5 protein-coding genes are annotated in these 13,514 nt (G+C 53.8%); all 5 read left to right on the forward strand.

The features are described from left to right. Positions 1-15 precede the first annotated feature (15 nt). The 5 genes from ICC18_RS00730 to ICC18_RS00750 are packed head-to-tail and all read left to right on the forward strand — an operon-like array spanning position 16 to position 13,509. Positions 16-3,093: a glycosyl hydrolase 2 galactose-binding domain-containing protein gene (locus ICC18_RS00730; RefSeq protein WP_188172470.1), complete on the forward strand. Its 3,078-nt coding sequence runs from the start codon at positions 16-18 to the stop codon at positions 3,091-3,093. Beyond that, positions 3,048-5,141 carry a hypothetical protein gene (locus ICC18_RS00735; protein WP_188172471.1) on the forward strand — a complete coding sequence of 698 codons (2,094 nt, stop codon included), beginning with the start codon at positions 3,048-3,050 and terminating at the stop codon, positions 5,139-5,141. The genes ICC18_RS00730 and ICC18_RS00735 overlap by 46 nt, the downstream gene beginning before the upstream one ends. Before the next feature lie 25 nt (positions 5,142-5,166). Next, complete coding sequence (gene lacZ, locus ICC18_RS00740; RefSeq protein WP_188172472.1) at positions 5,167-8,322, forward strand: beta-galactosidase, LacZ type; 3,156 nt, start codon at positions 5,167-5,169, stop codon at positions 8,320-8,322. Beyond that, positions 8,319-10,388: a beta-galactosidase gene (locus tag ICC18_RS00745; protein WP_188172473.1), complete on the forward strand. Its 2,070-nt coding sequence runs from the start codon at positions 8,319-8,321 to the stop codon at positions 10,386-10,388. The genes lacZ and ICC18_RS00745 overlap by 4 nt, the downstream gene beginning before the upstream one ends. Next, a complete protein-coding gene (locus ICC18_RS00750) occupies positions 10,375-13,509 on the forward strand; it encodes a glycosyl hydrolase (RefSeq protein ID WP_188172474.1) in 3,135 nt (1,044 codons plus the stop codon). The genes ICC18_RS00745 and ICC18_RS00750 overlap by 14 nt, the downstream gene beginning before the upstream one ends. Positions 13,510-13,514 lie beyond the last annotated feature (5 nt).

Genomic DNA, 13,514 nt, shown 5'->3' on the forward strand with positions numbered 1-13,514 from the left:
AAGGTGGAGATCTGATTGGAGCCAACAAAACGTTTGGATCAGTTCGCAGAAATCGCGTTTCGCGAACATCCCGGCAATAAAGACGAACTGCGGGACATTCCGCCTATAGCTTACGAAAAAAAATATTTCGCACCGGGGACGGAAAAGGCGAAGTACGTATCCGGGCTTACGTTCGAAGCGCAGATGGCACGGTTTCATGAGGAGCTGAAGCGGCTGCGCGAGAAATACCGTCCTTATTTGAGAAATTTGGTGCCGGCTCCATCCACAAAGCGGGATCGGCAAATATGCAGCGAATTTCAATTTCGCTATCAAAAGCCGGAAGATGCCGATTTTACTCGCGTATTGGAAGGCGCGGGAGATTGGGAGACGGTGACGGTGCCCGATTTCCGCGGACCGACCGGAGAAAACGGCAAATGGACGGGATTTTATCGCAGCGAGTTCGCTTATCCCTCCATTCCTGTAGGTAAACGCGTTTACATCGTGTTTAAAGGCGTTGATTATAAAACGACCGTGTATCTCAATCACAAGTGTATAGGGAGCCATGAAGGTTTTTTTGCCCCGTTCGAATTCGATGTAACGGACTTTTTACAAGAACATAACACGTTGGTCGTGGAGGTGCAGACTGATTTTCCGATGATGGGAGTCGGCGGCACGAGACTGGACGGCGACAAAATTTACGCAGCGACCGGACCTGGATGGGATGACCCTTATAGCGGCTGGAATCATTGTCCGCCGGGCGCCGGCATTTACAACAAAGTGTATTTGGAACAGCGGTCGGAGCTGTTTATCCAGGATGTGTTCGTACGGCCGAACATTGACGACGGCTCTGTGGAAGTATGGATCGATGCGGTGAACACGACGACACGAATTATGGAAAATTTCGAATTGCAGCTTGAAATTATACCGAAAAATTTTATCGGTCAAGGCGTAGATCCCATCTCGTTTGCAGTGGCTTACGCCGGACCGGGCATCAATTATTTCCGGTACAAGGTGGATTTTCCATCCTTTCAGCTCTGGGAGCCGGAATCCCCTCTGCTCTATATCGCGCGTATCGAAGTAAAGAACGGTGATGAGTGCCCGGATAGCCAGGATCGTATTTTCGGCATGAGAAAATTCCATATGGATGAACAGGAAGCGCCGAAAGGCACGCTATATCTGAACAATTCTCCGATCATTTTAAGAGGCGCCAATGAAATGGGGCACTTGCAGCAGTGTGTGATGAATAACGATTTCGACCAATTAATCGATGATATCTTGATCGCCAAGATCGCGAATTTAAATTTTTATCGGATTACGCAGCGTCCGGTTCAAGAAGAAATCTATGATTATTTCGATATGCTCGGCATGATGCATCAATGCGACTTGCCCACATTCGGCTTTATCCGCCGGAATCAATTCGTCGAAGGCGTACGGCAGGCGGCCGAAATGGAGAGGCTGATCCGCAGCCATCCGTCTTCGGTCATGGTATCGCTGATTAACGAGCCTTCACGGACTGAAAAAAGGCGGAAGGGCCATCGTCATTTGCACCGGAATGAACTGGAAGCTTTTTTCGTTGCATCCAGGCAGGCGATTTTTGTTGAAAATCCCGATCGTGTAGTCAAAAACGCGGAAGGGGACTACAATCCTCCTACCCGTGAAGGGCTGCCCGATTTTCACTGCTATAACTTGTGGTATACGAACAATGTCATTACGGTAGGAAAAATGTATAAAGGATTTCTTCCACCCATCAAAGAGGGATGGAAGTCGGGCTGCGGAGAGTACGGAACGGAAGGTTTGGATCATGCGGCGCTGATGATGAGCCGCTATCCGAAAGAGTGGCTTCCCGCATCCGAACAGGATCGCTGGCTGCCGAATGCCATCCATGGCGCCCAAACATACAATCTTCACGGGGACTGGTTCGCCGAACAGCATACGATGCATGAATGGATCGAGGCCAGCCAGCAGCATCAATGCTTGGCAACAAAGCTGATGACGGATGCTTGGCGCAGAAGGGCGGACAGAGTCGTGTCCACCGCCATCCACTTGCTGATTGACGCATGGCCTGCCGGATGGATGAAAGCGCTTGTCGGCGTCGATCGAATCCCGAAACCGGCGTATTTCACGTATAAGGAATGTTTGGAGCCGGTTCGCGTCAATCTGCGTTGCGATCGGTGGAAAGCGTACGAAGGCGAAACGCTGGAAATCGAAGCTTGGCTCTTGAACGATACGGCGAAGGCATACGGACAATGCCGAATCGTGGCAACGCTGCGTGACGATACCCGGGACTACGGGCATTACGAGATAACCGGCCGTCTGCCGGTAACCTCTTCGCTTTATACAGGTTCCATCCTGTTCTCCGTGCCTTCGGTGCAAGATCGGCAGACCTTGTATGTGGATGCCAGTTTGCTGGATGAAAACGGGAACACGCTGAACGTTGAACGGTTCGCTTTCGAGGCATTTGCGCGGGCAGGCTGCCGAAAGCCGCAAACGGTCTCGGTTCTCGATACGGCGTCCGAGCTCGTGAGCTCACTTCTGGGTATCGCCGGAGAGCGTTATGATGATGCGGCACCCGCGGACGGCCCGATCGTTGTTTCGTCTCCGGAAGCATTTGACCGCCATCGGGCATCTGTTCTCGCCAAGGTTAGAAATGGCGCAACGGCTGTATGCATGTTGAAGCATGCAGATAATGGGGTATGGGATCTCGAAGATACGCAGATCCGGACGGTGAAATTCCGGGAAGTGTATACGCTTTCCGTTCAAGCTGACGATCCCCTGACGCAAGGGATGAAACCGGACGATTTCTCTTATTTATACAATTTGACTACGGACAGAATTGATGGAATATCGAACTGTCATTTGCAAGGCGAGGGGATCGAACCGATCGTATTCGCCTATCATGCGCATGGCGAGCCGAATGGGAAGCGAAAGCTGCCTCTGGTAGGCATGAAACGGTTGGGGCAAGGTTTCATGTTCTTCGTCTGCATGCCGCTGGCCGGCAGGGTAGGCTTCAATCCGACGTTGGACCGTCTTTTGATAACTTTGCTGGGCAAGAAAGGGGAGAGCTGCACGTGTACGCCATTGTTAGCCGCAATGAGAGGCGACGAGCCGAGATAGCGATCACGCAGGAAGGTATGCAGCTTACTATGCGCAACGCGGGTGAGCGCACTCCCTTTTTCACAGGGCTTTTGCAGGAGATGTTTTGTTATTCTGCCGGAAGACCATGGCATACGGTCACTCCGGGGCTTAAGGATACGCAAATTTACGCCCAATCCGGTTTGATTCGGATCTGCGGCGCGTTAGAAGGATTGCATGTCACGCTGAGTCTGGCTTTTGATGAGCATCATCTCTTACGCATGGACGTTAGTTGGGAAAATCGGACAGATTGCATGCTGAATGAAGTGGCCGTTGGCCTCCTGTTCACGCTGCCGAAGCGGGGCAAGGAAAAGGTAACGATTCCTCACATGATTTACAACAACAATCCTTCCTCCGATCCGAACCGGGTTGTCCCCCGGCTTGGAGTAGGCTCGGGAAAGGGATTCATTTGTGAAGAGCATCGCTTGCCGATTCCTTGCGTGAATGTGGAGTGGGCGGACCCAGTGGACCCAGCGGAAACAGGAGCGCGTTACTTCACCATGTTTTCCATCCCCAACTATGTCGAAACGGCTGACGGTACCGTGCATTACGGCTCCCTCGGAGCGATTCAAGAGGAGAGCCGGTTCGTGGCGGCGGCGCTGAGCGGGGTGCTGATGTTTAACGGCGAGAAGGATACCTATTATGTGGCCAAAAACAAAACGGAACCGTACCACGGCGGATATTTGGACTTTGCGCCAGGTTATACCTTAACTAAGAGTTACGCGCTGGATTGGGGCTTTGTATCCCGCCCCGGTCATGCGTACCGGGAAATCGTCCGCAAAGGAATGGAGCTGTACGCGCCGGAGGGAAAGAAGCCGCTATCGCTGGAAGAGCTGGTTCGGCTGAAGACGAACGCGCTGGATGACCGCTGGAGAACCGACGGGAACGGTGCTGCCGGATATGTGAAATTTACCGATTCGAACCCGTTCGGCAACGTTTCCAAGCATCCGCTGCACTATATGTACGGGTGGACGGGACAATGCTTGAAGCTGGCCTGGTGCGATGCCAAGCTCGGTTTCGAAGGCGGACAGGAGGAACGGATATCCCGTTGCGAACGGGCCGTCGATTTTTATTTGCGCGAAAGCCGCACCGAATTTCCCGGCGTGAGACACAGCGCTTATCGGCTGGAGGATGGAACGTGGGACGACTTCCATTGGAACAAGCAGCCTGTCACTTCCAGCCGGGCTTACGGTGAGACGATGGCCGATCTGGCGGAAATCGCGCTGCTGTTCCGTGAAAGCGGCCGGGAAGTTCCCGCGGGCTGGATCTGCGCTCTGCGCGAATCGGCCAATTTCTTCCTGGGAGGCGCCTTGCCTTCGGGCATTTATCCCGCTGCATGGCTGATGGACGGCCAGCCGGCGGATACGATGATAACGGCGGCCGGCCTGCCGTGCTTGATCGCTCTGGTGAAAACATACCGGATCACCTTGGAAAAAAGGGTTTTGGATCACGCTGAGGCGATGATGCAGCGTTATTACGAGCTTCATGCCGAGACGTTCGAACGGCCGTTTGCCCGTTCCACGCTCGATGCAAAATGCGAGGATAAGGAAGCGGGCATGTATTTTTTCCTTGCCGTTTACGAACTGTTTCTTTTGACCAGGGATGATCGGTATAGCGAATGGGCCGAAATTTCGGCGGACTGGCTGCTTACTTTCGTTTATATGTGGAATCCGGCGTATAATCAGGGCTCGTCGTTTAGGAACACAGACTTCAGCGCCGTCGGTTGGCCCGGAGTCAGCGTACAAAATCATCACTTGGACGTATTTTTTCCGACCTATGAGTTTTGGCAGTTCGGCAGGCTAACCGGCAAGCCTCATTATGAACGATGGGGACGAATGGCGCTTGATGCGATGGGGCAGGGCATTTGCACGAAACCCGGCGAATGGGGATTTACCGTTGTAGGGGAGCAGGGGGAAGGCTTTTTCCAAACGCATTGGAACCACAGGGGACATAGCAATAAATGGAACCCTTCGTGGGTCATCGCGCTTGTTTTGCACAACGCTTTGCGATTCCGGGATACACCGGCATGATGGAGAACGATTGGAGGGCGACCATATGAGAGAGAAAGATATTCCGGATTGGGAAAATCTAGAGATGCTGGGGCGCAATACGGAACCGCCGAATAGCGGTTGCTTTCCGTATGCAGATGCGGAGACGGCGCTTATCGGTGAGCGGGCGCTTTCGCCCTACTATCAGTCGCTTAACGGGAATTGGAGATTTCTTTATGCGTCAAATCCGTCGCAAGCGCCGGATCGCTTTTACGATCCGTCTTATAAGACCGACGACTGGTCTACGATACCCGTTCCGGGTAATTGGCAAATGCACGGATACGGACGTCCGCATTATTCCAGCAGCTATTATCCGTTTCCGATCGATCCGCCGCACGTGCCCGGCGATAATCCGGTCGGCTGCTACCGCAGAAGCTTCCATTTGTCGGACGCTTGGAACTCCAGACAAGTGTTTCTCGTGTTCGAAGGCGTGGATTCCGCCTTTCACGTATGGGTGAACGGACAATTCGCAGGGTATGGGCAGGGCAGCCATATGCACAGCGAATTCCGGATCACCTCGCTGTTGCATACGGGCGAAAACACGGTGGCCGTAAAGGTGTATCAATGGAGCGATGGCAGCTATTTGGAGGATCAAGACAAATGGCGGCTAAGCGGCATTTTCAGAGACGTTTATTTGAAAGCGACTCCCCATGTGCATGTCCGTGACGTTTCGGTGCAGACCCGTTTCTGTGAAAATCACGAAGATGCCGTACTCGGCCTGCGGGTTGCAGTCAAACGCTATTCGGAACGCGATGCAGGCAATCATAACTTGCGGGTTTCGCTTCGGGACGAGGCGGGTCAAACCGTTTACGGAGGGACGGCCGCCGCTTCCCCTGTTTTCGATGAAAAAATGCTCGATATGGACATTCCGGTCCCTGCTCCCCGTAAATGGTCGGCAGAGGACCCGTACTTATATACGTTAGTTTTGGAGCTGGAGGACGAGACAGGGGCTGTGCTGGAATCTGTAAGCGTTTCCGTCGGATTTCGCGACATCGCCATTCTGGACGGCCGGCTTCTTGTCAACGGTACGCCCGTTACCCTCAAGGGGGTTAACCGCAACGAGTTCCATCCGGATCTCGGGTTTGCGATACCTCTGGAATCGATGATCGAGGACATCCGTCTGATGAAGAGGCACAACATGAATGCGGTGCGCACATCCCATTATCCGAACGATACGCGCTGGCTTGATCTGTGCGATCGCTACGGATTATACGTCATCGACGAAGCGGACCTCGAAACCCACGGCTGCCATTTTATCGGCAATGAAAGTCACCTGGCGCAAGATTCCCGGTGGGAAGAAGCATTTATTGACCGTGCCCGCCGCATGGTAGAGAGGGATAAAAATCACCCGTCCGTCATCATTTGGTCCCTCGGGAACGAGTCGGGCTTCGGAGCGAACCATGACGCTATGGCCGAATGGGTACGCGAAACCGATCCGACGCGCCCGATTCATTACGAACGCGCCAAGGATGCGCAGGTCGTTGATATTGTCAGCTGCATGTATCCTTCTTTGGAAGCGCTGATCGAAGAAGGGGAAAAAACGGACGATCCCAGACCGTTCCTGATGTGCGAATTCGCTCATGCGATGGGAAATGCCGCGGGCAATTTGCAGGATTATTGGGATGCCGTCTACAAATATCCCCGGCTGCTCGGCGGCATGATCTGGGAATGGGCGGACCTTGCGATTCGGCAAAAGACGGACGATGGAGAAGAATGGTACGCGTACGGCGGCGATTTTGGCGATCATCCAAACAGCGGGCATTTTTGCATTGACGGATTAGTATTCCCGGATCGGACGGTCAAGTCTTCCCTGATCGAGTTCAAAAAAGTGATCGAACCCGTAAAAGTGAAGCCGGTCGATGTACGATCGGGTATCGTGAGCATCCAGAACCGCTACGATTTCTTGTCTCTGGATCACCTCTCAGGCTCGTGGCAATTGCTGCACGACGGAGAAATCGTGGAGCAGGGCGATCTGCCGGGACTCGATGTGCAGGCCGGAGGAGAGACCACGTTGATCGTTCCCTTCAACAAAGAATACGGACGGCTGGGAGGCGAATGCTGGCTCCGCATCCGTTTTACGCTCAGGCATGAGACTTGCTGGGCACTGCAAGGCCATGAGGTGGCCTGGGCCGACCTGCCGCTTCCCGCTCTGCCTCGCGCCGCACCGCACATCAGCATGAAGTCAATGCCGAGTTTACGGCTTGAAGAAACGAATGACTGCGTGCAAGTAAACGGAAACGATTTTTTCATTGAAGTTGGAAAAAGCAGCGGTACCCTGAACGCATTCGAGTATAACGGAATTCCGCTTCTGCAGTCCGGTCCGAAAGTCAACGTTTGGCGGGCGACGATCGATAACGATTCCCGCCAGTCGAAAGAGTGGAAAAAGAGCGGATACGATGCGCTGCAGCAGCGAGTGAACGAATTTTCCATCCATCCTTATCAAAACCATGCTGTGCAGATTATGGTGAAGTCGACGCTTGGCGCAGCGGGATTGGGTGTATGTTTTACTACCTGGATAACGTTCACCGTTTACGGATCGGGGGATGTCAGCATCACAACCCGCGTTCTCCCGAGAGAGGGACTCCCCCCGCTGCCGCGACTTGGCTTGCAAATGGTCATGCATGGTGCATTCGACCGGTTCTCGTGGTTCGGACTCGGACCCCACGAATGTTATATCGACCGGAAGGAAAGCGGGCGGCTGGGCATGTACGGAGGAACGGTCCAGGAGCAATACGTTCCTTATATCAAACCGCAGGAGCATGGCAATAAAGCGGACGCGCGTTGGGCGGCAGTAACGAACGCTTTGGGAACCGGGCTGTTCATCGGCGGCATGCCAGTGTTTGATGTAAGCGCGAGTCATTATTCTACAGCGAATTTGGCGAGTGCGAAACATACAACCGATTTGCTTAGGCTGAACGAAACGATCGTGAACATGGATTACCGGCAAGCGCCGCTAGGCAATCACAGCTGCGGGGAAGCTCCGCCGCTGGAACGGTATATGCTGCATCCGCAGGATACCACATTCAGTTTGCGGATGAAGCCGTTTTCCGCAAGAGACGTATCGCCGATGCAGCTCAGTAAACGATGGCCGGAGCAAGTGCCGTTCGAAACAGTCGACAGTCCGGCACCCGGCGCATGGCTGAAGCAGGAGGCGATACGATGATCAGCCGGAAGTTTCCGAAAATATTATATGGCGGCGATTATAACCCGGAGCAGTTTCCCAAGGAGATATGGGATGAAGATATGCGGCTGTTTCAGCTTGCCGGCATTGACATTGCAACCGTCAATGTCTTCTCGTGGGCATTGAACCAACCGGATGAAGAAACGTACAGATTTGAATGGCTGGACGAAGTGCTGAACAAGCTGCATGAGAACGGCATCCATGCCTGCCTTGGAACGGGTACGGCCGCGCATCCGGCCTGGATGGCGAGGAAATACCCGGACATTTTAACCGTAACCTCCGATGGGAAAAAAAGAAAATTCGGAAGAAGACATAACTCCTGTCCGAACAGTCCGACCTTCCGCCATTATGCCGAAAGCTTGGTCAGAATACTGGCGGAAAGATACAAGGGCCACCCGGCTCTGCTTTTATGGCATGTGAACAATGAGATCGGCAACCGCTGCTATTGCGACAACTGCGAAAAGGCGTTCCGGGAATGGTTGAAAAATCGTTACGGAACGCTGGAGCGGCTGAATCAGGCTTGGTATACGCGGTTTTGGGGGCATACGTTTTACGACTGGGAGGATATTGTTCTTCCAAGCGCATTAAGCGAAGGCCTGTCCGGAGGAAATTCGGACCAAACCGCGTTTCAGGGAATGACGCTGGACTTTTACCGTTTTAATTCAGACAGCTGGCTGGCATGTTATCTCATCGAATATAACGCGATCAAATCGTTCATCCCCGATGCGGTCGTGACGACCAATTTTCAGGGAAACGGGACCTATAAGCCGCTCGATTATTTCAAATGGGCGCCTTATCTGGACATTGTCGCTCTCGATATATATCCCGAAAACCATACGCCGGAAAGCTATATGGCGCTTCGCTACGACCTGATGCGCGGCTTGAAGGACGGTACTCCTTTTATGCTGATGGAGCAGACGCCGAGCGTGCTTAACTGGAAGGCCGTGAATCCAACCAAAAGGCCCGGCGTCATGCGGCTTCGAAGCTATCAGGCGGTGGCCCGGGGGGCCGAATCGGTGATGTTTTTCCAACTGCGCCGCTCGCTTGGCGCTTACGAGAAATTTCACGGAGCCGTGATCGATCATGCGGGCCACGAACATACGCGCGTATTCAGGGAATGTGCGGAACTCGGAGCGGAATTGCGGCAATTGGGCAATCTATTGTTGGATTCGCGGGTGAAGAGCAAAGTCGCCATATTGTTTGACTGGGATAATTGGTGGGCCGTCGAGCTGGGCGGCGGGCCTTCCGCACATATGAAATATGTGGATCAAATCCAGAAATATTACGACGCGTTTTACGACAATGGGATCCAGGTCGATCTCATCCATGTGGAAACGGATTTACAACCCTACGAGTTGGTGGTGGCGCCGCTCTTGTATATGGTGAAACCCGGTTACGCGCAGAAGCTGGAGCGCTATGTCGAGAACGGAGGAACGTTCGTTACTACGTTTTACAGCGGCGTGGCGAACGAGAACGATCTGGTTACGGCGGGCGGCTATCCGGGCGAGCTGCGCAAGCTTTTGGGCATCTGGGTGGAGGAAATCGACGCTCTGTTCCCGGGCCAAAGTAACGCACTCGTAATGAAAAAGGAGCTTGGACAGCTTCGCGGTTCCTACGAATGCGGACTGGTGTGCGAAGTCGTTCATCCGGAAGGCGCGGAAACGCTCGCGGACTTCGGGAGCGATTACTACGGGGGTTCCCCCGCTTTGACGCGCAACCGCTTCGGCCTGGGGGAGGCATGGTATGCGGCAACGGACCCGAGCCGAGAATTTATGCGGCAATGGATGAAATCTTTATGCGATTGCAAAGGGATTACTCCGCTCTGCGACGCGCCGCAAGACGTAGAAATCATTCAGCGCGAAAAAGAAGGGCTGATCTTTACTTTTGTATTGAATCATAGCGATCATGAGCAATCGATGGATATGGGGAAGCACGTGCAAAAGGAGCTGCTTAGCGGCTTGAGCGTTAGCGGAGACATCCGGCTTCCCCCGAAAAGCGTCATGATCTTCGAGGTACAGAAGGAGGCGGATGCCGATGAAAGCAAATGAACGATTGCGTCATAATTTCGAGGATCCGTCGGCCGAATACAGGTCGCTGCCTTTCTGGGCATGGAACGATCAGTTAGAAGAGGAAGAGCTGAACCGGCAAGTCCAGCAGATGAAGGAACAAGGCATGGGCGGGTTTTTCATTCATTCCAGGGACGGGCTGGAAACGGTTTATATGGGCCGGGAATGGATGGAGCTGGTCAGGAAAACGGTGGAAACCGCCGAGACGCTGGGCATGCAGGCATGGTTGTATGACGAGGACCGCTGGCCGTCCGGCTTTGCCGGGGGACTTGTGCAGGCGAGAGGCGGGGATGCCTTCAGGGCCAAAGGACTCACGCTGGAGGTGCTCCGGCCGAGCGGTTCGGATGGGGTGGATGGATTAACCGCCGGTATCGACGATGCGGTGGCTTTGTTCAGAGCCGTTATTGACGAGAGAGATTTAATTCGCTGCGAGAGACTTCATGCTGTCACAGACCAAGGTATATGGAATAAGGATGAGGTGCTGCTCGTGTTTCGCGTCGAAATTTCCGAACGAAGCGCCTGGTTCAACAATGAAGCGCCTCCGGACCAATTGAATCCCGAATCGGTGCAGGCGTTCATCGACATCACCTATGAAGCCTACAAACGGGAAGTGGGACACCATTTCGGTAAAACCGTCCGCGGCGTGTTTACCGACGAACCGAGCATTCATGACCGCCATTGCAAATTTACGGAAGGCCGGGGCTGGATTCCGTGGAGCTGGTCGTTTCCTGAATATTTCCTGGAAAAACGCGAATACGATCTACTGGACATCGTCCCTTATATATTCTTCAACGGGGAGCGTTCCTCAGAGGTACGTCACGATTATTGGCGGACGGTTACCGAACGGTTCAGCGAATCGTACGCCAAACAGATTGGCGAGTGGTGCGGGAACAACGGAATTGCTTTTACGGGCCATTACTTGTGGGAAAATAATTTGGGCACAGCCACCCGTGTTTGCGGGGCTATTATGCCTAATTACCGTTATCAGCACGTTCCGGGCATCGATATGTTGAATGAACAGACGAACGAATATATAACGGTCAAGCAATGTTCAAGCGTTGCCAACCAATACGGGCGGAAGTTCGTGCTCACCGAAACCTACGGCTGCACAGGCTGGGGGTTCACATTCGAAGGGCAAAAATGGATTGGAGATTTTCAGTACGTGCTTGGCGTCAATCTGCGATCCCAGCACTTGGCGCTCTACTCGATCAAAGGGTGCCGGAAGCGGGATTATCCGCCCGTCTTCAATTACAACACAAGCTGGTGGAAATACAATTCCGTCATGGAGAATTATTTCGCCAGACTGTCGGCGGTATTGACGGAAGGCCGCCCGATTCGCGACGTACTCGTGCTCCATCCTGCTTCCACCGCATGGAGTATGGTCGGCACGGGACCTTACGGATTCCCCGCACGCGGCAAAGACCGGGACGTCTCCGGCGCGAACAGCTTCGGCCATGAATTTAACGCATTCCTTGGCAAGCTGCTCAGGGCGCATTACGACTTCGATCTTGGCGATGAGACGATCATGGCGGAAACCGGTGACATTCGAGGGGGCCTGCTTGCCGTGAATATGGCGGAGTACCGTGTCGTCGTCATCCCGGAAATCCGGACGATGCTGAACAGCACCTTCCGGCTGCTTTCGCAATTTTTGAACGCCGGCGGCAAAGCGGTAGCCGTCGGGCCGCGCCCGGCAATGATCGAAGGCAGGGCAACGAGCCTTCTAAACGAGCTGTACGATCATGAGAACATGATCGTCGTGGAGGATGCCGGGCAAGCGGTGGCCGCATTGGAACGTATGCTGCCCCGCCGGGTGAGCATCACCGGTGCGGAATCGCAAGAAACCGCAGAGCTGTTGTATATGCTACGGGACATGGGCGATACCCATGCGCTATTCGTCGTCAATAACGACCGGGAGCGCGGGCACAACGTAAACATCGCCATAGCCTTGGATGGTGCCGGAAGCATGGAAGAATGGCGGGCACTGACGGGCGAAGTGAAGGCGGTGGAGACGAGCTACCGCAATGGGTACATCCATTTGGAGGATGCATTCGGTCCCGCGGATTCCAAGCTGTTTATATGGCATACAAACAAACCGCCACAACGCCGTCTTGCGGAACCCGGCTGCAGCCATGAGAAGGATCAAACGGTGATGGAGCTCGGGCCGGTCTGCAAGTTCACGCGCTCGATGCCAAATGTGCTCACCCTGGACACCTGCTCGTACGCCATAGAGGACGGCGGCTGGTCGGAAGAAAAGGAAGTTTGGCAAGCCCAGAGAGCGATCCGCGAGGCTTTGGGCATGAGGCAGATTTACGGCAACGGCATTGAGCAAAGGTACAAATGGATTCACGAGCCTCATCCGGCGGATGGCAAGCCGGTCGCATTCAAATTTTCTTTTGAAGTGTCGGCTATGCCGGCGGAAGCTGTGTATCTGATCGTGGAGTCCGCGGAACATTATGAGATCAGGCTCAACGGAGAACCGGTTCTGAACCAGCCTGCCGGATGGTTTCTCGACCGTTCATTCGACCAAGTGCTTCTATCCGGACTAAAGGAAGGCAGGAACGAGCTGATCTTGTCCTGCAATTACCTGAACCGCATGGAAGTGGAGGACATTTACCTGATCGGCGATTTCGGGGTCGATGCCGGAAGAAGGATTACGGCCGAGCCGGAGACGCTATCATTCGGAGATTGGTGCAAACAAGGATATATCCACTACTGCGGCAGCATCATCTATCATTTTGACGTTCAGGTGGACAATAAGGCTGCAAGCCCGATCGTGCTCGAGCTTGGCGATTATTCCGCAGTTACCGTAGAAGTGCGGGTAAACGGTACAACTGCAGGGCATGTACCTTGGCGGGCGGCGAATCGTCTAAATCTGACGGCGCATGTGCATGACGGGGCGAACAGGATCGATATCGAAGTCATGGGAAGCCCTCGCAATATGCTGGGGCCTTTCCACCAGACAGCCGGCGATACGGCGACGACCAGCTGGGCTTCTTTCCGCAAAGAAGGTCAAGATTATACCCCGGCCTATCAACTGCGCCCTTACGGATTGTTTGGGCAAATCAAACTATACTTATCCCCACAAAGTGACGCCGAGCTCTGATGTAT

The organism is Paenibacillus sedimenti (assembly GCF_014534655.1).
Classification (GTDB): Bacteria; Bacillota; Bacilli; order Paenibacillales; family NBRC-103111; genus Paenibacillus_E; species Paenibacillus_E sedimenti.

Bases quoted from the DNA above. Each gene is read 5' to 3' on its own strand.
- ICC18_RS00745 (WP_188172473.1), top strand. From the start codon at position 8,319: ATGATCAGCCGGAAGTTTCCGAAAATATTATATGGCGGCGATTATAAC.
- ICC18_RS00750 (WP_188172474.1), top strand. From the start codon at position 10,375: ATGAAAGCAAATGAACGATTGCGTCATAATTTCGAGGATCCGTCGGCC.
- lacZ (WP_188172472.1), top strand. From the start codon at position 5,167: ATGAGAGAGAAAGATATTCCGGATTGGGAAAATCTAGAGATGCTGGGG.